General features: G+C 62.2%; 19 protein-coding genes and 1 pseudogene. 9 read left to right on the top strand and 11 right to left on the bottom strand.

Annotated features, from left to right (window positions below):
• Positions 1 to 389: 389 nt before the first annotated feature.
• Positions 390 to 863 carry an isoprenylcysteine carboxylmethyltransferase family protein gene (locus QN224_RS32100; protein ID WP_013851161.1) on the bottom strand — a complete coding sequence of 158 codons (474 nt, stop codon included), beginning with the start codon at positions 861 to 863 and terminating at the stop codon, positions 390 to 392.
• A 21-nt stretch (positions 864 to 884) separates the two neighbouring features.
• Positions 885 to 1,778, bottom strand: coding sequence for an NAD(P)/FAD-dependent oxidoreductase (locus QN224_RS32095; protein WP_136509800.1), 894 nt, complete (start codon positions 1,776 to 1,778; stop codon positions 885 to 887).
• A 200-nt stretch (positions 1,779 to 1,978) separates the two neighbouring features.
• Here QN224_RS32095 and QN224_RS32090 point away from each other — a divergent pair, with 200 nt between their 5' ends.
• The 5 genes from QN224_RS32090 to QN224_RS32070 all read left to right on the top strand — a co-directional run bounded on the left by QN224_RS32090 (position 1,979) and on the right by QN224_RS32070 (position 5,835).
• Complete coding sequence (locus QN224_RS32090) at positions 1,979 to 2,626, top strand: TetR/AcrR family transcriptional regulator (RefSeq protein WP_013851159.1); 648 nt, start codon at positions 1,979 to 1,981, stop codon at positions 2,624 to 2,626.
• A gap of 388 nt (positions 2,627 to 3,014) precedes the next feature.
• Positions 3,015 to 4,124, top strand: a complete 1,110-nt coding sequence (locus tag QN224_RS32085; protein ID WP_210267693.1) for a sulfite oxidase — start codon at positions 3,015 to 3,017, stop codon at positions 4,122 to 4,124.
• Positions 4,125 to 4,344: 220 nt separating this feature from the next.
• Complete coding sequence (locus tag QN224_RS32080) at positions 4,345 to 4,926, top strand: TetR/AcrR family transcriptional regulator (protein ID WP_283979962.1); 582 nt, start codon at positions 4,345 to 4,347, stop codon at positions 4,924 to 4,926.
• A gap of 13 nt (positions 4,927 to 4,939) precedes the next feature.
• The gene (locus tag QN224_RS32075) at positions 4,940 to 5,233 is read left to right on the top strand and encodes a YciI family protein (protein WP_173514588.1); all 294 of its coding nucleotides are present in this window, start codon (positions 4,940 to 4,942) and stop codon (positions 5,231 to 5,233) included.
• Positions 5,230 to 5,835: a DNA-3-methyladenine glycosylase I gene (locus QN224_RS32070; RefSeq protein ID WP_283979961.1), complete on the top strand. Its 606-nt coding sequence runs from the start codon at positions 5,230 to 5,232 to the stop codon at positions 5,833 to 5,835. The genes QN224_RS32075 and QN224_RS32070 overlap by 4 nt, the downstream gene beginning before the upstream one ends.
• A 336-nt stretch (positions 5,836 to 6,171) precedes the next feature.
• Here QN224_RS32070 and QN224_RS32065 read toward each other — a convergent pair whose 3' ends face one another.
• Both QN224_RS32065 and QN224_RS32060 read right to left on the bottom strand, forming a co-directional pair.
• Positions 6,172 to 7,803, bottom strand: a complete 1,632-nt coding sequence (locus QN224_RS32065) for a hypothetical protein (protein WP_283979960.1) — start codon at positions 7,801 to 7,803, stop codon at positions 6,172 to 6,174.
• 464 nt (positions 7,804 to 8,267) lie between these two features.
• The gene (locus QN224_RS32060) at positions 8,268 to 9,038 is read right to left on the bottom strand and encodes a DUF1194 domain-containing protein (protein WP_283979959.1); all 771 of its coding nucleotides are present in this window, start codon (positions 9,036 to 9,038) and stop codon (positions 8,268 to 8,270) included.
• A 159-nt stretch (positions 9,039 to 9,197) separates the two neighbouring features.
• Here QN224_RS32060 and QN224_RS32055 point away from each other — a divergent pair, with 159 nt between their 5' ends.
• Positions 9,198 to 11,204, top strand: coding sequence for a BTAD domain-containing putative transcriptional regulator (locus tag QN224_RS32055; protein WP_283979958.1), 2,007 nt, complete (start codon positions 9,198 to 9,200; stop codon positions 11,202 to 11,204).
• Between the two features lie 203 nt (positions 11,205 to 11,407).
• On the opposite strand, the gene QN224_RS32050 is transcribed toward QN224_RS32055, so the two are convergent.
• The 3 genes from QN224_RS32050 to QN224_RS32040 are packed head-to-tail and all read right to left on the bottom strand — an operon-like array spanning position 11,408 to position 13,425.
• Positions 11,408 to 12,403 (bottom strand): MBL fold metallo-hydrolase, encoded by a 996-nt coding sequence (locus QN224_RS32050; RefSeq protein ID WP_283979957.1) that lies wholly within the window; start codon positions 12,401 to 12,403, stop codon positions 11,408 to 11,410.
• Positions 12,404 to 12,445: 42 nt separating this feature from the next.
• The gene (locus tag QN224_RS32045; RefSeq protein WP_157019946.1) at positions 12,446 to 12,658 is read right to left on the bottom strand and encodes a 4-oxalocrotonate tautomerase family protein; all 213 of its coding nucleotides are present in this window, start codon (positions 12,656 to 12,658) and stop codon (positions 12,446 to 12,448) included.
• 29 nt (positions 12,659 to 12,687) lie between these two features.
• Positions 12,688 to 13,425 (bottom strand): SDR family oxidoreductase, encoded by a 738-nt coding sequence (locus QN224_RS32040; protein ID WP_269282935.1) that lies wholly within the window; start codon positions 13,423 to 13,425, stop codon positions 12,688 to 12,690.
• 97 nt (positions 13,426 to 13,522) lie between these two features.
• Between QN224_RS32040 and QN224_RS32035 the strand changes: the two genes are divergently transcribed.
• Complete coding sequence (locus QN224_RS32035; RefSeq protein WP_283979956.1) at positions 13,523 to 14,416, top strand: LysR family transcriptional regulator; 894 nt, start codon at positions 13,523 to 13,525, stop codon at positions 14,414 to 14,416.
• Between the two features lie 233 nt (positions 14,417 to 14,649).
• Here QN224_RS32035 and QN224_RS32030 read toward each other — a convergent pair whose 3' ends face one another.
• Positions 14,650 to 14,790, bottom strand: a complete 141-nt coding sequence (locus QN224_RS32030; protein WP_283979955.1) for a hypothetical protein — start codon at positions 14,788 to 14,790, stop codon at positions 14,650 to 14,652.
• A gap of 1,136 nt (positions 14,791 to 15,926) precedes the next feature.
• Between QN224_RS32030 and QN224_RS32025 the strand changes: the two genes are divergently transcribed.
• Complete coding sequence (locus tag QN224_RS32025) at positions 15,927 to 17,207, top strand: NAD(P)/FAD-dependent oxidoreductase (protein WP_283979954.1); 1,281 nt, start codon at positions 15,927 to 15,929, stop codon at positions 17,205 to 17,207.
• Positions 17,208 to 17,401: 194 nt separating this feature from the next.
• On the opposite strand, the gene QN224_RS32020 is transcribed toward QN224_RS32025, so the two are convergent.
• Positions 17,402 to 18,565, bottom strand: coding sequence for a calcium-binding protein (locus QN224_RS32020; protein WP_283979953.1), 1,164 nt, complete (start codon positions 18,563 to 18,565; stop codon positions 17,402 to 17,404).
• A gap of 262 nt (positions 18,566 to 18,827) precedes the next feature.
• Here QN224_RS32020 and QN224_RS34190 point away from each other — a divergent pair.
• A pseudogene (locus QN224_RS34190) lies at positions 18,828 to 18,908 on the top strand (hypothetical protein); the annotation flags it as partial.
• A gap of 22 nt (positions 18,909 to 18,930) precedes the next feature.
• Here QN224_RS34190 and QN224_RS32015 read toward each other — a convergent pair.
• Both QN224_RS32015 and QN224_RS32010 read right to left on the bottom strand, forming a co-directional pair.
• Positions 18,931 to 19,248, bottom strand: a complete 318-nt coding sequence (locus tag QN224_RS32015) for a hypothetical protein (protein ID WP_283979952.1) — start codon at positions 19,246 to 19,248, stop codon at positions 18,931 to 18,933.
• A gap of 320 nt (positions 19,249 to 19,568) precedes the next feature.
• Positions 19,569 to 20,282 carry a DNA helicase gene (locus QN224_RS32010; RefSeq protein ID WP_283979951.1) on the bottom strand — a complete coding sequence of 238 codons (714 nt, stop codon included), beginning with the start codon at positions 20,280 to 20,282 and terminating at the stop codon, positions 19,569 to 19,571.
• Positions 20,283 to 20,604: the final 322 nt, after the last annotated feature.

Here is a 20,604-nt window from a genome sequence, read left to right as displayed (position 1 = left end):
GCCTGAAATAGCCAAGGATGCACAAATTGGCTGTGGCACCGTGCCTTGCGCATTTGATCCGGGCGAAGGTCCGCTTTCGGGCGACCAGAGGCGCTCGGGAACGGCCCGTTTGGGTCAGAGGTTTGCCTTAGCCTCAGGTTCGATGGAAGGTCTGAGAAGGGTCGAAACGCGTCGACCGCAGCTTCCGAGGTAAGGTCTGGAAGTGGCGCAAACCTGCAGCTCGGCGGCGTCTATGCATGTCCGCTTCTGGGATACCAACGTGCTCTGCTCAGTGTCTGACTTGGGGGCGCGTGGCGGTCTGTCCGCTCTTGGTTACCGCTTCTCGAAAGCAGACATCGGCGTGCGGTGCGTCGACGGCTCATTTGTGGCGGCAAGCGGTGACCAAATAGTCAGAGCCAGCGGCGAACCTCGGCCTTGTAGCGGCGGTAGTCGTCGCCGAACTTCGCTTCGAGATAGCGCTCCTCGCGGGCAATCACCTGCGTCTGGATCGCGATCAGCACCAACGGGAGCAAGGCGAAGGCGATCGGCCCGTCGAAGCCGATCGCAAGCCCGGCATAGATAAGCGCCATGCCGAGATACATGGGATTGCGGGTCCACCGATAAGGACCGGTCGTTGCGATGAGGGTCGTTGGCTGCGACGGCGGAATGTTGGTGCCCAGCCGTCGGAACAGCCCCGCCGCCAAAAGCATCATCGCCGCGCCGGCAACGAACAGCAGCGCGCCCGTCGCGACCAGCAACCGCCAGTCGATGCCGAAAGAGCGCAGGGTGACGAACCGCTCCGCCGCCAGCCCCAACAGCAGCGCTCCCAGATAGACGAAGGGCGGAGGGAAGCGCACACCCGCGCTGTCCGGTTCGACGGCCATGCTCATCTCCAATCTGTGCTCTCAAACCAGCATCGACTGCTGGGCGAAGATGCCCGCCATCGCGCCTTGCCATGATGCCGTGGTGACCGAGGCCATGAGGGGGTTGGCGAGGTCGCCGGCGGCGTAGATGCCGGGCATGCTGGTTTCGCGGCGCTCGTCGACCTTGAGGACGATGCCGAGGGGCGTATCGACCGTGGCGAGACCCAGTGATTCATGCAGGCTTGCGGACGGCTTGTTGCGCGGATGCGCAAACAGGATGTCGACGGCGACATCGGGGCCGACATTGAGCTTGAGGGTGGGGTTATGGCCCCCATGACGGGTGATTTCAGTGATCCGGCCGTCGACGATGGGTGTGTTGCGACGCTCCAGATCGGCCCGGGTATCGGGCGGAATGTCGTGACCATCGGCGAAGACCGTCAACCTGTCGGTCCAATCGTGGAACAGCCTGACCTGGTTGTGTGACTGCGGGCCGGACCAGACGAGGCCCCAATGTTGGCCTGCGACTTCAAAGCCATCGCAATAGGGACAGGGCACGATGGACGTGCCCCAGCTTTCGGCAAAGCCCGGCACATCGGGCATCTGGTCGGTGATGCCATAGCTCAGGATCAGGCGGCGCGCCGCAAGGCGTTCGCCACCGCCAGTGACGACAGAGAAATCGTCGAGAGCGCCGGAAACGCTGTCGGCCCGGGCATTGACCAAATTGATCGCAGGATAACGCGCCAACTGCCGCCGCGCCTCGGCCAGGATATCCGGCGGTGGCTTGTGATCGTGGCCGAGCAGGCCATGCGAGTGGCCGGCGAAGCGGTTGCGCGGCAGGCCTGTATCGAGAACGGTGACCTTCCGACGGGCACGGCCGAGCTGCAGGGCGGCGGCGAGACCGGCAAAGCTGCCGCCGACGATGATGACGTCATCCATGGTGATGGGCTCCGTATTGCGGATGGAGGGACTTAGGCTGTGCCTGGCGCGCAATATCGTCCAGCGATGCGCATTGGATATCGCCTTGCGGCCAAGGCAAACCTGATCTGGAGGACACGATAAAATCACCTCTTGGAATTTCCGAGACTGCGTAGTATCATAATTCACGAATAACGATACTGTCAAGGACTGTAATTATCGTGAGCGAAAATAGTCGAGGCAGGAGAGGCCGGCCCGCCAATGAGGCGCTCGGCCAAACCATAGTCGACGCCGCGGGCGAACTCTTTGCGGAATTGGGCTTTCAAGCGACGACATTGGACAAGGTCGCCCAGCGAGCGAAGATATCCAAGCTCAGCATCTACAGGCACTTCGAGAACAAAGAGGCGCTGTTTGGAGCGGCCTTTGCGGCCCGCTGCCAGCAGTTAATACCACAGGCCCTTTTTGAAGGCGTCGACGGCTCGGCCGAAGATCAGCTCATGGCGGTGGGATCATCGCTGCTTCGCACGCTGTTGCGCCCGGACGTCCGCAACGTCGAAGCCATGGTCATGGCCGACACGCCGAACCAAAAGTCATTGAGCAAGGTCCATTACGAAGCCGGCCCCGCCCATATCACCGCCCAAATCGAGGCCCTGTTGCGTCAGTTGGACGCGAAGGCGGCTTTGAACGTGCCCGATCCTCTCCGGTCCGCCCGCTTGTTTGCCGCACTTTTCAAAGGCTCCGATCTCCTGATTGTCGCACGCTTCGATGAGGCGAGAGCAGAGGACGATAACGAGATCGAATCCTATTGCCGGTCGGCCGTCGCCATGTTCATCGCCGCGCACGGTGGCAGCGACCACGCGGGCGGATAGCCTAGACGAGGCCGCGAGGGAGTACTTGATATTTTGGATGCCCGCATTGACATCAACGCCTTGGGCGGTGTTCCAGGACCTGTGACAGGCGGCATAACCGCTACCACCCCATTCGAGGCCTTAGTGCCGGCTTAGCAGACCGTCAGCTTTCGGGAAGCTGCAACGGTGGTCTGAATGGCGGAAATTGGGGCGCAAAAGAGACGTGGGCATGTAGCAGCATTCGGGCCCTTTGCTGCCGTTCGAGGTCGATCCGAGGAACGTGCGGCATGTGCTAGAATGCAACCGAAGGGCGGAACGCGACAGACGCACTGCGAGGGGCGGTGTGATCGAACCGGAATTCGCGCGACCGAGTGCCAACGTTGTGCTCTTGGAAGGGGAGACGAGGACGATGCCGACACCAGAGCAACCCAGTCTAATAGTTCGACAGAAATCCCCACAGAACACCGAGTTTCCGTTTGCGTCGCTCTCCGATTGGCTGATCCCAACCGAGCTGTTCTTCGTGCGAAACCATTTCGCGTCGCCGGACCTCGATGCGCGAGACTGGAGATTGCACGTTGGCGGGGCGGTGGAGCGGCCAATCGAACTTGACCTCGACAGCATCAAGGCGATGCGGAGCACGACTTTCACCGCCGTCGTCGAGTGCGCAGGGAACGGGCGCGTCTACTATGTGCCGCCGAAGGAGGGGTTGCAGTGGCAGAACGGAGCCGTCGGCAATGCCGCGTGGACAGGTGTTCTTCTGCGCGAGATTTTGGAAATGGCGGGCGTTAAGCGAACCGCACGTGAGGTTCTGCTCGTAGGCGCAGACAGCGGCGTCGTCGACACGAACAAGAAAACGGCTTCTCCCGGCCCCATCGCTTTTGCGCGCAGTTTACCGCTTGAGAAGGCAATGGCTCACAGCACGATCCTTGCCTATTCGATGAACGAGGAGGCGTTGACGCGCGATCACGGCTACCCGCTACGCGCGGTCGTGGGTGGCTGGTTCGGCATGGCTTGGGTCAAGTGGATCACGCATATCACGGTTGTGGAGCAACCGTTCCTTGGCTACTGGCAGGCGCGCGACTATTTCCGTTGGGAGCGCAGCCTCGGGGAACCCAGGCTGGTCCCGCTTGCGGAGATGGAGGTCAAAGCGCAGATCGCGCGTCCCGTGCAGGGGGCGCATCTCATCGCCGGCCAACCGTATCGGATTTTCGGAGCCGCCTGGAGCGGAGAGGCTGTTATCCGGCAGGTGCAGGTCTGCACCGGAGATGGCAGGGGCTGGCGCGAGGGAAGGCTCCTCGAAACAGAACGTCCGTTTGCATGGCGCTTGTGGGAGTACATGTGGACCCCTGAAGAAGTCGGGCGATATATATTGCGATGTCGCGCGATCGATGGGGCGGGGTGCGTGCAGCCCGAGCTCCCGCGTTCCGACTGCGAGAGCTACGCGGCCAATTGGATCGTTCCGGTGGAGGTTACGGTCGTTCCCGAGCCACAGACGTACGAGGAGGAATTCGTGATCTAATCACCCGCATGGGGCGGAGTGGCGGTTTGGCGCAACTGCGACCCGCGTTGTCACTGCGTCATGTCCGCTTTGCGGCGACAGCGACCGGTGGCTCGATGACCATTACGAGGGCGCACAGCAGTCGTTCGTAAGCGAACGAAGCTGACATTTATTGCCGCGGCGGTTGACCATCTAGGACGGTTGTCCTGGAAGGTTGAGGCTCACAGGATCACAACCGCCCATGCCCGCATCATCAACCCGTGACCTCATAATCGAAAAGGCGGATGCTCTCTTCTACGAGGGCGGGTTCGAAGCCACCTCCTTTGCTGACATCGCCGCAGCCGTGGGCATCTCGCGCGGGAATTTCTATCACCACTTCAAAACCAAGGACGACATACTGGATGCCGTTATCTCGCTCCGGATGGAGCGAACCCGCGCGATGCTCGATGGCTGGGAGACCACGGGCGACGGCCCGCGCACGCGCATCCTGTCCTTCATCCATATGCTGATCGCAAACCGGACCAAGATCATGGCCTTCGGCTGTCCGGTCGGGACGCTCTGCTTGGAACTCGCCAAACTCGATCACGCAGCGCAGGACCACGCGACCGCAATTTTCAGCCTGTTCCGCGACTGGCTCGCCGGACAATTTCGGGCACTTGGCGCGGGCGACCGGGCTGAGGGACTGGCGCTGCATCTTCTCGCCTGGTCCCAGGGAGCGGCGGTCATGGCCACCGCTTTCCGGGACGAGGCATTCATTCGCAGCGAGGTGGCCGGGATTGAACACTGGCTGGCCACCCTGCCGGAGCTTTCCAAACCCAACTGATCAAGGAGCGCCAATGTTCGTCACCATCCTGAGATTCGCCGAGAACCGGGCCGCTGCGCCGGAGTTCATGGCCGCGCACAATGACTGGATCGCCCAGGGCTTCGCGGCCGGCGCGTTCCTCTGCGTCGGCTCACTCCAGCCTGCCGCCGGGGGCGCGATCCTCGCCCATGGCGAAAGCCGGGCGGCGCATGATGCGCGCATCGCTGCCGATCCCTTCGTCGTGCAGGGTATCGTGACCGCCGAGACCTACGAGATCGACCCCAAGCGCACCGTCCCTGCCCTCGACTTCGTGAAGGCAGCGGCATGAACGCGACCGTTCCCGGTCGAGACGGCCGGCCACGCTGCCGCTGGTGCGCCGCCGCGCCCGAGCTCTTCGACTACCACGACCGCGAGTGGGGCTTCCCGGTCGTGGACGACATCAGGCTTTTCGAGAAGCTCTGCCTCGAGAGCTTTCAGTCTGGCCTGAGCTGGCGCACCATCCTTGCCAAGCGCGAGAATTTCCGCGCCGCGTTCGCCGGGTTCGATTTTCGCAAGGTGGCGCGGTTCGATGAAGGAGACGTGACGCGACTGCTGGCGGATAGCGGCATCGTGCGTCATCGCGGCAAGATCGAGGCGGTCATCAACAATGCCCGCCGCGCCTGCGAACTGACCGATGCCGAAGGCTCGCTTGCCGCATTCCTCTGGCGATTCGAGCCGACCGACGATGGCGCCCGGCCGCAAAGCCGCTCGACGTCCCCCGCTTCCGAGGCCCTGTCGAAGGAACTGCGCAAGCGCGGCTGGAAATTCGTCGGGCCGACCACCGTCTATGCCTTCATGCAGGCGATGGGCCTGGTCAACGACCATGCGGAGGAATGTGTCATGCGGAATGAAGTCGAGGGAGCCCGCGCGGCGTTGTCCCTCCCTACGTGACGGCATGTCCGCAATGGGCTCAATCGAGCCATTCGTTGCACAGGACACCAACGGCGGCAACGGAGTCGAGAGCGGCCATCGATCAGCCAGCCGCAAACTTCCGCAATTGGCGCTTCTTTGGCGTTTCTCACCAGGCAAGGCAAGGCAACGCAGAAAAACACCCCTCTTGCGCCCACTGGGGAACGTGAAAGATCGGCCCAATGCTGCCATGCGTCGATTGCACAGGGAATTCCGGTGCTGGCCCGAAGCGGACCTGGCACCTCAGGATGCCACGGTCCGCATCCGTCCAAAAGTCGATGTCCCGATTGAGCCCGTGGCGGGCATGTCTGAATGCAGCTAGCTCGAGGGCTCCGAGCCTCTCTCCAGAAGGCAGGCTGTCACATCCTCGGAGAACCGCCTGCGCTTGGCGGCGACGACGACGCATTCCGGATACTCGGGATCCCGCTGAGCGCCCGGCATACCGTGCTCGACAAGCGCCTCGGCGCAAGCCACCCAATCGCCGTCCTCGACAGGCCGGTTCCACGAGGCCCAGCCCAACGTACCGCACACATTGTCGCCGTGGCCGTGTTCCTCGGTCCAAGACGCGCCTCGCGCAAGCAGGTGACGCGCCAGCCCGGCGTCGCCGCGGAACACGGCGTGATTCAGGGCGCTCGCGCTCCAATCGCCGCCGCGAACCGAGATTGGCCAACCAAGGTCGGCCATCAGGCGGACAGGCCCGGAACAGCCGGCTGCGGCGAGTTCCGGAAGCATCCGCAGCCGGGCTTCGCCGAGAGCAGCCGGAAGATCGGGCCTCCGGGCCTTGATGCGCCCGGCCGCCTCGGCATCGTCGCCGGCGCAGGCGGCCACGAAAAGGTCCTCGTCGTCAATGTCGGCGGCGACGCCTGCCCTTTCGAGCACGGCGGCCACCTCCGGCAGGCCGTATCGCAGCGCCTGGGTGTAGGCACCAACGCCGTCCCGCGTTCTGACCATGGGATCGGCGCCCGCTTCGAGCAGCGCCTCGATATGGGCGGGCGAGCGACGACGCCGGATCGCCCAGAGAACCAGCCGGCCATCCTTCAGATCGTCGGCGCCGGCGGCATGCGACAGAAGCAGCCTGAGCGTGTCGAGATCGTCGAAGTCGAGGCATCGATAGAGCGCGTTCGTGCCGCTGACGACGGCTCCGGCTTCGATCAGGATAGGCGTGCAGACAGGCTTATCCAGAGAGTGATAGAGGGACTCCCCATCGTTCGGATCGGCGCCCGCCGCCAGAAGCCGTCGCGTGAGGTCGGGATCGTGGTTCACGCCGGCCGCGCCGTGGAGCGCCGAGGCCTGCCACTCCCGAGGCGACGCGCCGGCCGAAGACCCCCAGCGCCTGCTCACGGACCGGTTCGGATCGGCGCCGGCCTCGAGCAGCAGATCGACCACCTTGTGCAGATGGTCCGTATACTCAGGGGCGCGGAGCAGGCTCGAATGGGTCGCGGCGACAAGCGGGGTGAGATCGAGCGGGCCGCCGATCCGGTCGAGCCAGGACGGGTCCGCCCCGATCTGGCGGCGGACCGTCTCCACGTCTCCGGCGGCGCAGGCAACCCAGGCATCCCGCTTGGGCAAGTCCGGATGGTCTGCCAGAAGCCGTGCCGCAGCGCCTGGCCTGGCGCCATTGGTGCCGCCGGCCATGTCCCCCGCATAAACCAAACCACAAAATGCCGCCGCCAAAGCGGCAAGATCGCTATCATTCGCCCGGCTGGCATCGACATAGGATCTGAGATCGGCCCACGATTCAAAGCCGTATTCGCGGGCGATGCAGGACTGCGCGTCGTGCAGGCGCAACTTCAATCCGCCTATCGCGGCGGGATCGCGGCCCATTGCAAGGGGCAAGGCGTTGCGGAAGCGTGCGACGGCCTCCGGCGCGGCGCGCCTGAAGTCTGCCAGCAGGTCTTTCGCCTGACGCTTCAGGTGATCGATGTCGGGTCGGCTGGGGAGCGATTTCATGAAAACCTCCGTGCATCTGAAGCCGACGACTCGCAACTCGGCAGCACAAAGGCTGGAGAGGTATCAAGCTTTCAATGCAAGTGGGCTATGCCCTTCCCGCGAGTCCGGATGCAGCTTGCCCGCGCCGGGAAACCTATTTCAGAGCGCGATCCAGGTCAAACAGTCGGAGGCGCACGCAGAAGACAACGTTCGAGTTTTGGATCAGGATGAGCTATTCGGCACGCATGCCGCGGGTGCCGCCAGTTCGCACTCGTGACTTTCCGACGACCGCGTCCGATGTCCGCTTCCAGAGAAGTTGAAGGATGGCGGCCACGACTGGGTCGGGTCGAGAGCGGCCATCGATCAGCCAGCCGCAAACTTCCGCAATTGGCGCTTCCGCTCCCAGTTCTCCGCGGCGCGGTTCTTGCCGCGCCGCGTCACGGCTTTGCGCATGCGCCACTCCCTACTTCCCTACTCGCCTGGCTTCATTCAACTCCTGTCGCCCTCGGCCCTTTCGCAGCCGATCGCGCTTCCGGCGGATATGGCGAGTGAACGTTCAAGCTCACTTCGGTTACCAGTTTGCGGCGGAGCGCAGCGGCGTAGTCGCCTGGATCGGTCGGCGTCATCACGAAGGCCTCCGGCCCGCCAATGACGTCGTCGGAAAAATAGGATGCCAGCCGGTAGACAGGAACCTCATCCTTTGCCGTGATAACGATCGCGTTGATCGTATATCCCTTGGCAATTGCCTCCAGTCTGATCGGCTGTACGGGAAGCCCGTCATTGTTCTCGCCGTTGCCGGAGATGTCGATGATCTTCTTGGCGGCATTCCCTGGGAACTGGTCAAGAAGCAGGCTTCCGACGCCGATGGCCGAAGAAACGGATGTCCCGCCTCTGCCCCGGCGGCCATAGCCGGTATCGCCTTTCTCCCTGATGATCCGGGCGGCCGCTTCGGCGTCTTCGGGGCCGCAGATCCTCGTCCAGGGCAGCACCAGCCTTGTGCGCCCGGAACTGGCCCATTCGAAATAGGCCACGCCGATGCATCCGACATAGTTGCGGGCGATCGCCGCAGCAACCTCGGGAGACGTGAGTGCCGCAGCATGTCCTTCGCGCTGCAGGTCGGCGGTGTCAGGATCGATCGAGGACGAGAAATCGACCGCGAATACGACGGCGGCATCGACGTCGGCGGCCTGCGCCTGAAGCCCCCACAACACCAAAGCGGCCAGCGCCGCTGGCAATCCCAAGAATAGTCTTCCCATTTATTGATCCCCCGCTGGTCCGTCGTGGACGACCATTCCTCCGCTTACATGATCAGCCGTGATGACAGCGCTTGCATGCTTGGGTGGCCCAGCTTGCGCCGCGGTATTTCTGCGTTACAATCGCGTCATGAAGGGGCCCAGTACGCACCGGTGCCAATGATGACCACTGGTGACGGCGTTGCCAGCGTCAGAATTTCCTTGCTCGGCGCCTTCCTGGTCAAGAACGAGCGACACGATCACATCCAGCTGACCGGCAAGAGGGGTCCGGCCCTCTTGGCCTACCTCGCCCGCTGCGCGGGGATGGCGGCGCCAAGGGAGAGACTGGCCGACCTGCTCTGGAGCGACAGCGACGAGGACCACGCGCGCAACAGCCTCAGGCAGACGATCAGCATCCTGCGCCGGGACCTTCTGAAAGCGGGCGTGGACGTCATCCAGTCGCGGCAGGACCTGATCGGCCTCAAGGCGAGCGCCGTCGAAGTCGATGTCGAGGACTTCGAGGCCGGGTTGGCTGCCCGCTCGCCCGAAGATCTGGGAACGGCCCTGGCTCTCTATCGCGGCCCTTTCCTCGATGGTCTCCACCTGGGCAGCGACCCGTTCGAACACTGGGCGGCCGGCGAGCGCGGCCGGCTTCTGGACCGCGCGCTCGAATCCACCGAAAGGCTGGCGCGCCTCGTCGACGGGGAAGCGGGATTGGTCCTGGCCGACCGGCTGCTGACAATGGAGCCGACGCGGGAAGCGTCCTATCGGCTGAAGATGGAACTGCTGGCGGCGAGCGGCCAGCGCGACAAGGCGATCCGTACGTTTGAGACGTGCAGGAGCATGCTGAAGACGGAATTTGGCGTCCAGATCGGCCCGGAGATGCGCGCGCTGTGGCAATCCCTGGTGTCGCCCGCCAATGGGGCGTCGCATCCCGTCTCACAGACGTCGGCAAATGTCGTCCGGGCCGGTCAGCGCCTGGGGCGGCCCTCCATCAGCGTCGCCGATTTCGTCAATCTGACAGCGGAGCGGCGTGACGGCTATTTCGCCAAGGGGCTCGTCCAGGACATCACCACGGCCCTCTCGGAGGTGGCGGACTATGTGGTCGTCTCCAATGTCGGCGCCGTGGAGAAGCCTGCTCCGGGCGACGACGCGCAGCGTCCGGAGCAGCTGAGCGCGCGCTACGTGCTCGGCGGCAGCATCCAGAGATCTGGCCGCGATCTGCGGGTTAACGTCCATCTCGCCGACGCCGCCGGCGGCCACAATGTCTGGGCCCAGCGATTCGACGGCCGCTCCGAGAACGCGCTCGAATTTCAGGACCGGATCGCGCAATCCATCGTGCTGGCCGTCACCCTCGAACTGCAACTGACGCTCTGGAAGGTTCGCGACAAGAGCCCGCCCGGCCCGCCGGAAGTGCGCAGGCTCGTCAACGAATCTCTCGTGAACTATTTTGCGATGACGCGCGACTCCCTGCCGCGTGCGATCGAACTTGCCGAGCGGGCGCTGGCGATCGCGCCCGACAATGCCCGCGCCAAGCGGACGCTTTCCATCACCATGACGGTGGCGCTGGCCTGGGGCGCGCTCCCGTCGCACCCTGACCATGTCGAGCGCGCTTTGGCCCTTGCGGAAGCCTCTGTACGGGCGGTTCCGGACGACGAGATCGCGCGCGTCATCCTGTCCTTCGCGCTCGAAACCGCAGGCCGGATCGACGAAGCCATCGTCGAATGCCGGCACGCAATCAGCCTCAACCCGAGCTATCCCAGCGCCCGCGGCGACATCGCCGAACTCTACGCCCTGCGCGGCCAGGTCAGCGAGGCGCTGCACGAGGCCAGCGAGGCGATCCGGCTCGGAACGCCCGACGTCATCGACTTCTGGCGCCACAACAGCATGGTCGTGGCGCTGTTTGCCGACGGCAACGATCGGCGGGCTCTCGAGGCGGCCCGCAGGGTCGTCAGGACTAAGCCCGACTTCGTCCGCGGCGCACTCTACTGGGCTGCGGCCGCGGCCGCCACGGGCAACAATGAGGAAGCTTCCCGGGCCGTTCATCATTGCCTGTCACAGCTTCCGCATCTCAACCTGGGCAATGTCTGCCCCGGTTTCGTGCCGCGCTACGTGAAGGATATGCATCATTCACGCTTCCTTGAAATGCTGGAGCGTGCCGGCCTTCCGCGTGGGACACAACCATTTTAACAACCGACAGCGGCCGATCAATGGCAGCTCATTAGCGCTATAGCCGGCGTTTACGTTCGACCAATCAAAGGACCGCCCTGGTCGGTCGGAGGCTTCGGTCCCCACCTGGTTGACGGCCGCGGCTATCGCTGTTTGGGCACCAGAGGCTGCCAGATCGCTACCGGCCCCGAACTGCCAATATTCCCTGTTACAGCAGTTGCTGATTAGCCTCTCTGCTGAAAGTATCGGAGTGCTGGCGAAATGAACTCGGGATTCTCCCAGGTTGCATAACGCGCGCGAAGGAGCAACGGAAGATTGGCGGTCTGGGGATCAGTCTCGGCGAGCATTCTACGCACTGTTTGGAAATAGCCAAGCACTGCCTCAGGAAGCTCGGCGCCGCCGAGATTTCCATGACCCGGCACAATGAGGCGCGGCTGCAACCGTATCATATCGTTGAGAGCGATTTCCCAATTTGCAACGTCAATGTCGCCGACACCGATCATAGGCGGGAAGAACGGGACGATCGGAAACATCCGCTCTTCGAGGAGGTCTCCCGCGAACAGGATGCGCTCCTGAGGCAGGAAGAGGATCTGATCCCCCGGAGAATGGGCGGTGCCCCAGGTCCGAAACCGGACCTCACGGCCGCCGAGATTGATCACGGTCTCCGCGGTGTCGTATGACTCATGCGGTGGCGTCAGTGTGATCCCGTCCAGCAGATGCTTCTGCCCTTCCGGTAGAATGCCGGCTCTGAAGCCGTCCAGCAAGGTCTGACCCGAGCGCTGAAAATAGTCCCGTTGCGCGCTGTTGTAGTAGATGCGCGCGTCGCTCCTGAACACTTGGGCACCGAAGCCGTGTTCCGGATGGGCATGGGTTACCGTCAGGATGATCCGGCGTCCCGGTGCGAGTTCTCGCGCCAGGCGCAGGACGTTCTCGGCGCTCTCGATACCAAGACCGCAATCAACCACCAGCACGCTTTCCGTGCCGACGATGATCCCGATATTCGGAACGAGCGGGATGCGCTTGTCGGGCACAAGAAAGACACCTGGCGCCATCTCCGCCGGAAAACGTGTGTCCACGGTCGGTAGGGGCCGCGCGGGCGGCTCCAAGATGTCCTGCCCTTGAGCGCTTGCTGGGATCGAAACCATTCCCGCCAGTCCAGCTATGACCGTCAGCTTCAGCAAATCGCGTCTGTTTGTGTATGCTGCCTTTTCAGTCTCCATCACATGTCTCCCTGTGTTCAGCAGCCCTCTATCGAAACGGCGTCAGTCCTTGGCCCGGTACTCTTCCGGCATGACGAAGACCTCGTCCGCACGTCCGTATCCGCCATCGGGCACTTCCTCGATCAGGACCATCGTGGTCGGACGCACAATTTCCCCGAAATAGCCGACCATGAGTTCGGTCGTCTTGTGGATCAGGTCTTCCTTCTGCGCCGTCGAAAGCGAGGCCTGGGGCAGTTTGTAGTTCGCGAAAGGCATGGTGTGTTCCTTGGACTTGAGGGTTGCCGTTAGACCGCGCCGCCATTGGCGCGGATGGTTTGACCGTTGATCCAGCCGCTTTCCGGCCCGGCCAGGAAAGCGACGGCGTCGGCGATGTCATCGGGACGACCGAGGCGGCCGAGCGGGATCATCCGCGTGATGCTGGCGACCAGTTCCTCTGACTTGCCGCGCATGAAAAAATCGGTCTCGACCGGGCCTGGCGCGATCGCGTTCACGGTGATCCCGCGCGGGCCCAACTCCTTGGCAAGCACATGCGTCAGCGCCTCGATCCCGGCTTTCGTCGCGGCATACAATCCGTAACCGGGCTGGTAGAAGCCCACCACACTTGAGGACACGCTGATGATCCGCCCGCCATCGCGCAGCCGCTTGACGCCTTCGCGCATGCCGCGGAACGTGCCGCCAAGATTGATGGCGCAGTGATCTTCGATGTCCGCGTCCGTAGCGTCCGCTACGGGTGACAGCCGCATCATGCCTGCATTATTGACCAGTAGATCGACCGGGCCGAACGCGGCTTCAGCCGCATCGAACAGCGCGGGCATGCCGGTCGGATCGCCGACGTCAGCCTGCACCGCGACCGCCTTGCCGCCCGCCTGCTCGATGTCCTGCACGACCTGACGGGCAGTGGCCTCATCGCGCGCATAGTTCACCGTGACGGCACAGCCCTCTTGGGCCAACCGTCGCGCGATTGCCGCGCCGATGCCCTTGCCGGCGCCAGTCACGATCGCGGTTTTGTCTTTCAGTCTCATTTCTTGACCTCCGTTGCTCGGCAAGGATGGTAGGGAGAGTTGGAGACGGGATAATCACCCTTTTCCGGGCAACAAAATTCGGCTATCCCGAATAATCATGGATCGCCTCGATGCAATGCGTCTTTTCGTGCGTGTCATCGACCGTCGCAGCTTCACGGCCGCGGCGGCCGATCTGGTTATCCCGCGTTCGACGGCCACCGAGGCGATCAGGCGACTCGAGCGCGATCTCGGCAGCCGGCTGTTGGAACGAACCACCCGGCATGTGGCGCCCACGTCGGATGGCGAAGCCTATTACCGGCGGTGCCTGTCGATCCTCGCCGATATCGACGAAGCGGAGCGCGCCTTGCGGGGCGGTGAACCCTCGGGGGTGCTTCGCATCGACGCGCACGGCGCGCTGACGCGGGCTTTCCTGCTGCCGCGCCTGCCGGACTTCCTGGAAGCGTACCCACAGATCACGTTGCAGATAGGCCAGGGCGACAGGCTGGTCGATCTGGTACGCGAGGGGGTGGATTGCGTCATCCGGGCGGGCGAACCGGATGACAGCGGCCTGATCATGCGCAGGCTCCCCGATATCCCGGAGCAGACCTGCGCCAGTCCCCAATATCTCGAGCGTCACGGGATGCCGGCTTCGATCGATGATCTCGACCGACACCAGATGATCGGCTTTGTGTCGTCGCGTACTGGTCGTGTGATGCCGCTAGAGTTTCAGACCGCCGGGGGGGTCAGGGAGGTGACACTTCCCTGCCGCGTGACCGCCAACGAGGCGGAGACGGCGCATCATCTCGCACGGATGGGTTACGGGCTGATTCAGGCGCCCCGCTATCGCTTCCGGGAGGATTTGGCGCGAGGCGCCCTTGTCGAGATCCTGCCGGATCAGCCGCCGCCGCCTCTGCCGCTCGCCGCCTACTATCCGCAGAACCGCCAACTGTCGCCGCGTGTGCGGGTTTTCCTCGATTGGGTGGTGGCGGTCTTTAATGCGGCAGATCTATAGTTTGATGTACTTGCCTGCGCGCGAGGCTCAGGCGTGCGCGCCCGCTGGCGATCGTTATCATTTGCACCGCAGCCGCGCACACCGAAAGTGCTTTCGGGGCCGAGTATAGACGGCTGCTCTCGGCCCCATTCCGGTCGTCAAACCTCACTCCGTCGAACGTCTCAGATGAGGTCGAGAGCGGCCATCGATCAGCCAGCCGCAATCTTCCGCTTTTGGCGCTTCTTTCGCGTTCCTCACCAGGCAAGGCAAGGCAGAAACGCACCCCCTTGCGCCCTCTCGGGAACGTGAAAGATCGGCCCGATGCGGCCACTCGCCGACAGCGCCTGCATGTCCGGTGCGGTGCGCGAGAGCGGCGGCGGCGCGAAAACTCCCACCCACCGCTTTCCGGGACGAGGCATTCATTCGCAGCCAGGGCTTCGCGGCCGGCGCATTCCTCTGCGTCAATCATGATTACCTCGGGACAGCGAACAAATGCCGATACGCCGCCTCGGAAGGCGTCGGGGCTCAGCGGGATATTCGTGCCGGACTCGCAATCATGCCCCTCGACTGCCAGGAGACCCCGCGGGAGTCGATCAGGGGATGCCCTTTACCGAGGCATAGTCCGAGCAGGCGCTCGCGTACCGCGAGTGACCCACAGCGCATGCACCAAGAAAATGAAATGCAGAAATATCGCAGAAAAGGTCATGGTAGCAAGATGTGCCACGGCTTTGTGCAACCCAAGCAACGTGAACTCACCCTTGTGAACCAGCTCTCCATCCCTGTCGGCGATTGACACATTGGATGTGTCGCCGAATCCGAAATAATAGAAAAAGAACATGAAAATTATAAAAGAGTGAATAAAGATAATGTCAGAAATCGACAACACCTTGAATAGGTTGCTGCCGATTGGTTTCTGTATCATGTAGTGAAATATTTTTACCAACGCAAAGATAAGAACCCATAATACGGTCAATAGTATGGCCCTTACGAGCGCTCCAGCGATCATATACTGAAAATGAGTGAAAAAATAATCTATCCCGACATCGATAATATAAGTAACCATAAGGGCGGACAATACACAGAGGAATCGTGTATATAATATCGTCATTGTGCGTTGCATTTCTGGACCCCGAGAACCACATGCGCGACAACCCGCCAGTTTTGGCTGATTTCTCTTATTGTTGTAACAGACGCCACAAAGCGGGCAAACCGCGCGAACGGCGCTACAGAATGTGGCGGGGTTCGCCGGCTTGCTGTCTGGGGTCCACACCTGATCCTCGATGCGCTCCGCGGCCTCTTGCCAGTATCCGCACGGTTAGCTGACGTCGTGCGGCGGGGCCACGGTCCGCAGGACGTCGGCGAGTTGCCAGCGGAGACCCAGGTAGCGCGTGTCCTCCTTGTGGCATTTGCTACATAATTCCGGAAATCGCTCCCAGAGGAGTGCGCTCTGACAGTCGGGCGGAGATCCGCCACGCTGGACTAACTGCCTTGGACAAGGCTTAATGCTGCGGGGGATGGCGGCTCCGCTGGGATGTCGATCATGAAATCACCGCAGCAAATGACCGATAGCGTCAATGCTCTTGATGCGGTCGTAATCGGGGCAGGCTGGGCCGGCCTGGGTGTCAGCTATTGGCTGGCGCGGCGGGGCCTGCGCCATAGCGTATTGGAGCGAGGCCGCATCGGAGAGACATGGCGCACACAGCGATGGGATTCATTTCGGATGAATACCCCCAACGTGCAGACCGTCATGCCAGGCGACCGCTATGACGGCCCGGATCCGTTTGGTGCCCTGACGCGCGACCAGTTCGTCGCTCTCCTCGAGGACTTCGCCAGGCGCAACGCGCTCCCGATCGAACCGGATACGACGGTGACTGACCTTTCGCGCGCGCACAAAAATCACGAGAATGGCGCGTATCGGCTGACGACCTCCCGCGGCACGCTTTTGGCGCGGAATGTGATCGTCGCAAGCGGCAGCCTGAATTGTCCGGTGCGCCCGGTTTGGGCCGCTCAATTACCCCCTGCCCTTCGCCAGGTCGACGCTTCCGGCTACCGCAGCGCTGCGGATCTCCCCGCCGGAGCGGTGCTGGTGGTCGGCAGTGGCCAATCGGGTGCCCAGATCGCGGAGGAGTTGGCGGAAGCAGGCCGAACAGTCTTCCTTGCCACCAGTCGTGTCGGACGGTTCCCACGGCGCTACCGGGGCCGCGACATCATGCTCTGGCTCCTCGAATGCGGGTTTCTCGACGTGCGACGAGAGGAGGTCATTCGACTTGCGGGACGCATCCCGCCTCGTGGTGTGGTAGGGCCGGTGCACACGATAAGCCTTCAAGCGCTCAGCGCCCAAGATGTCGTGCTTCTTGGACGATTGACTGGCGTCGAGGATGGCGGCCGCCTCTCCTTCGCCAACGATCTCGACGCGAATGTTCGCTTTGCAGATGAAGCCTCCGACAACGTCAAACGCCATATCGACGAATATATCAGCCGCGCTGGAATCGATGCACCCGTTGCGGAGCCCGACCCGGCGGAGACGGTCACGATACGTCGGCCAAACCCCGCGATCGGTTCGCTTGATCTCTCCCGGTCCGGCATAACGAGTGTCGTGTGGTGCACAGGCTTCAAGGGCGATTTCAGTTGGTTGAGACTTCAAGGTGCGCTCGATGCCGCGGGACGGCCTGTTCACGAGGATGGCGTAGCCGCCCTACCAGGCCTCTACTTCGCCGGGTTGGATTTCGCCTCCACCCGCAAGTCAGGCATCATATTGTCGATCGTCGAGGAAGCACCTCGCCTTGTCGAACACATCGTAGGGCATTCGTGACGTGACCGCCTTTGGCGCTTCTTTCGCGTTCCTCGCCAGGCAAGGCAAGGCAGAAAAGCACCCCTCTTGCGCCCTCCGGGGAACGTGAGAGATCGACCCCGATGCGGCCACACGACAGCGCCTGCATGCCCGGTGCTATGCGCGGGAGCTGCCGCTGCGCGAAAACTCCCACCCAAGTCATCCGGGCTGCCGATTCAAGCGAACAGGAAATCGCTCCTCGAGAAGTTGGCGGCGCTGAGACTGCCGTTGGGATCGTCCATCAGGATGGAGAAAGCGTGACCGCCGGAGTCGTAGCCCCTTATGAGCACGTCGCCGTCGGCGGTATCATAGGCATGGACGGTTCCGTTGGCGCCGGAGCTGGAATACAGGGTAACTCCAAGTTTCTCTATAACCAGGAGGTCGACCCCATCCTGGAAATCCATGACGGTGTCCTGACCGATGAGCGCGGGGGTTGCCTTGAAGACGAAGCGGTCGGCATCGGCGCCACCCCACAGGATATCGCTTCCCGCTTCTCCTATGAGAGTGTCCCTCCCGGCGTCGCCGCGCAGGGTGTCGTTGCCATCGCCGGCATAGAAGATGTCGTTGCCGATGCCGCCATGGAGGGTGTCGTCTCCCGCTTCCCCCGACAGCGCATCGTCGCCGTCATCGCCGTAGGCCAGATCATTGCCGGCGCCGAGCTCGATCCTGTCGTTGCCGGACCCGCCATGCGCCTCGTCAATGCCGGTTTCGGCGTCCAGGATGTCATGGCCGTCGCCGCCGTCCAGGTAGTTGTTCCCATCGCCGCCATCAACGATGTCATTGCCGATGCCGCCATAGACCTGGTCATTGCCGGACTGGCCCTTGAGAACGTCGTCGCCCTCTTCGCCGTAGATCCTGTCATCACCGGCGCCGCCTCCGACCGCCTGCTGTGTGATCTTTCCGGTTGCCGGATTTACGCGATTATTGAAGCCGTCATGGCCCGATCCAGCGTAAATGATGTCGTCGCCATCGCCGCCGTCGATATATTCTTCGCCTGCGCCGCCAAAGATCTTGTCGTGTCCGCGACCACCGTGGATCCGGTCATGGCCGTCGCCGCCATTGAGGGTGTCGCTGCCATCGCCGCCGTCAAAGATGTCGTTTCCCAATCCGCCCTTGAGGGTGTCGTTGCCCAGCCCGCCTTCAAAACGGTCATTGCCATCGTCGCCCTCGGCATAGTCGTCGCCGTCCCCCGCCACGATGTAGTCGTTGCCAAGGCCGGCGAAGATCATGTCGTTGCCCCCTCCGCCGTCGAGATAATCGTCGCCGTCATAGCCCCAGATCTCGTCGTCGCTGAGGAAGCCGCGTATCGTGTCGGACAGATTGGTTCCCTTCAGAATCATCGTAGTACCCCCAAACCAATTCCAGGAAAACTGTGCAACGGTTTTCCGCAGGAATCGCGTCGTTTCAAAGAGTTAGGCCATTTCACCGTTTCAATGAAATAATGAAACGATCTGGTCGCCCGTCGCCGCAAGATACGCCACTTTTTCGCGGAAGAAACGTCAGGTATTCACCGCGTCGGGAGACCTCAAATTCGCGTAAGCGCGTTCTCGCCGGATCGCATTCGGCAAACGTCGGTGCTGCGCCGAACGGGGCTGAAGCGACGTCCTCACCCGCATCGCCGACCATCCGATCAACAGGATCGGAGAACTGCTCCCGTGGAACATGCGGCATCAAGATCGATAGTATCTGTCGCGCCGGCAATAGATCACTCGCTGCGCGATGGGCGGCCCTTCAATATCAGGACCAGGAAGGCGGCAACACCCAAGGCGGTAACGAAGGCAGCCCCCGAGCCAACAATGAGCGTCATGGTGTAGAATTCGAAAGGTTCTTCTTTTGCGGTTGCAATGACCGCCCCGCGATTGCGGACTTCGCCGGCAATGATCGCCTCGATAACCTTGTAGAGGACTCCGGGACCAGACGCCGCTAGACCGATTGCAGCAATGATTTTACTGAGGCGCGGAAACGGCCCCACGGAGAGATGATACGCGAGAATACGGACATAATCCCGCAGAAAGGCCACCATACCCTTTCCGAATCTCGACAGCATCCCCCGAGGTGGTGAGCGACCGTCACCTCGGAGCGCTTCGACCCCTCGGAGTTTATCCAGTAGCCGTTTCGTTGTTCTGGGCATTCGCCGGTGTTGGCTGTTTTGACGCGATCAAACTACAAGTTATCGCACGAGCCGTTTCGGTAAAGTAAAGGCGAGCCGTCAGCGCGAAGCTGCCTCACCGGACGTTTACCATGTCTCCCTGAATCGATTCCGCTTCAGTGCAGTAGCGCCAACATCGGCCATTGCAAGATCGACTGCCGCAATACCTCTCGGCATCACCGCAGTGGAGCATATTAGGCCACGTCCTGAAGCTGTGCCTCACCGTTGTGCAGGAAGCAGGCTTTGTTGAAGAGCCCCAGATCAACGAGATTAGGGAGACGAATGTCCCTGATGTCCGGCAGGCGCTTGCTTTCCGGATCAAACGATCGATCTACCTGCGAAATGAACCCGAGTATAACGCCGGTCTTTTTGGCGAAATCTCCAAGGGCGAGAACTTGCTCCGAGAGTGCCGGCTTGCTTCGCTCCTGATCCAGTATCTGCAGATAGTCGATAACGGCAACCGTTCCGCGCGCCGACCCCGACAAATGGCGGATGATGTAGTCCGCGCTGATTTCATCGGACGTCAAGATTTCCAGCGTCTTGCAAAAACCGTGAGACCCCTCCTCCAAAGACCGAAGGTGCCTCCTCGCCTGCTGTTCTGTAAATTCCAGCGTGAAGAATACCGCCTTTCTGCCGTCTCGGGCAGCGTCGAGCAATAGCTGGAGGCCGAGCGTGGTCTTGCCATGTCCGGGGCGACCGGCCACCAGCAGCAAATCACCCTCATCCAGCCGAGCCAGAATTGATTTGGACAGTGACGCCGCTGCGACTTGGGACGACAGCAGGCTCCATCCTGCGAACCCCTCCTCACGCGCAATTTGATCCAGTGCTTCGTGCAGGGGAACATTATTGTTCCGAGCCATGAGCTTGGCTCGGCGTTTCAATTGGAAGATGGGGGCAGAAAGTTTCATCAAAGGACCTCCATTCCGAGCCAGAAACGCAATCCCTCCTTATGCGACGCTCGAACAGATGGTTCGATGATGATGTTGTTACCCCGTATGTGCGATACTTCCCCGAATGGAGGGAGGAGGCGTGGGCCAAGCCTGCGCTACGGAAATTAGCGGGCCCGCTGATTCGTCACAAGCATTGATGACCGCTTCGGTCCAGCACCGGAATTCCCCGTGCGACCGCTTTGGGTGATGGGGTGGACGCCCCCCGACGGCATCGCTGTGCCAGAATGGCGGTGTTGCAACCATTGGAGGGAGGCGTCCGTGCCTGAGGTTACCACGATCG

Source organism: Sinorhizobium sp. 7-81 (assembly GCF_030124405.1).
In the GTDB taxonomy this organism is placed as follows: Bacteria; Pseudomonadota; Alphaproteobacteria; order Rhizobiales; family Rhizobiaceae; genus Sinorhizobium; species Sinorhizobium psoraleae.
The sequence above is the reverse complement of the archived record's forward strand: the minus strand, read 5'-3'. Positions and strand labels throughout refer to the sequence as shown.

Bases quoted from the DNA above. Each gene is read 5' to 3' on its own strand.
- QN224_RS32100 (WP_013851161.1), bottom strand. From the start codon at position 863: ATGGCCGTCGAACCGGACAGCGCGGGTGTGCGCTTCCCTCCGCCCTTC.
- QN224_RS32095 (WP_136509800.1), bottom strand. From the start codon at position 1,778: ATGGATGACGTCATCATCGTCGGCGGCAGCTTTGCCGGTCTCGCCGCC.
- QN224_RS32085 (WP_210267693.1), top strand. From the start codon at position 3,015: ATGCCGACACCAGAGCAACCCAGTCTAATAGTTCGACAGAAATCCCCA.
- QN224_RS32080 (WP_283979962.1), top strand. From the start codon at position 4,345: ATGCCCGCATCATCAACCCGTGACCTCATAATCGAAAAGGCGGATGCT.
- QN224_RS32075 (WP_173514588.1), top strand. From the start codon at position 4,940: ATGTTCGTCACCATCCTGAGATTCGCCGAGAACCGGGCCGCTGCGCCG.
- QN224_RS32070 (WP_283979961.1), top strand. From the start codon at position 5,230: ATGAACGCGACCGTTCCCGGTCGAGACGGCCGGCCACGCTGCCGCTGG.
- QN224_RS32065 (WP_283979960.1), bottom strand. From the start codon at position 7,803: ATGAAATCGCTCCCCAGCCGACCCGACATCGATCACCTGAAGCGTCAG.
- QN224_RS32060 (WP_283979959.1), bottom strand. From the start codon at position 9,038: ATGGGAAGACTATTCTTGGGATTGCCAGCGGCGCTGGCCGCTTTGGTG.
- QN224_RS32055 (WP_283979958.1), top strand. From the start codon at position 9,198: ATGACCACTGGTGACGGCGTTGCCAGCGTCAGAATTTCCTTGCTCGGC.
- QN224_RS32050 (WP_283979957.1), bottom strand. From the start codon at position 12,403: ATGGAGACTGAAAAGGCAGCATACACAAACAGACGCGATTTGCTGAAG.
- QN224_RS32045 (WP_157019946.1), bottom strand. From the start codon at position 12,658: ATGCCTTTCGCGAACTACAAACTGCCCCAGGCCTCGCTTTCGACGGCG.
- QN224_RS32040 (WP_269282935.1), bottom strand. From the start codon at position 13,425: ATGAGACTGAAAGACAAAACCGCGATCGTGACTGGCGCCGGCAAGGGC.
- QN224_RS32035 (WP_283979956.1), top strand. From the start codon at position 13,523: ATGGATCGCCTCGATGCAATGCGTCTTTTCGTGCGTGTCATCGACCGT.
- QN224_RS32025 (WP_283979954.1), top strand. From the start codon at position 15,927: ATGTCGATCATGAAATCACCGCAGCAAATGACCGATAGCGTCAATGCT.
- QN224_RS32020 (WP_283979953.1), bottom strand. From the start codon at position 18,565: ATGATTCTGAAGGGAACCAATCTGTCCGACACGATACGCGGCTTCCTC.
- QN224_RS32015 (WP_283979952.1), bottom strand. From the start codon at position 19,248: ATGGTGGCCTTTCTGCGGGATTATGTCCGTATTCTCGCGTATCATCTC.
- QN224_RS32010 (WP_283979951.1), bottom strand. From the start codon at position 20,282: ATGAAACTTTCTGCCCCCATCTTCCAATTGAAACGCCGAGCCAAGCTC.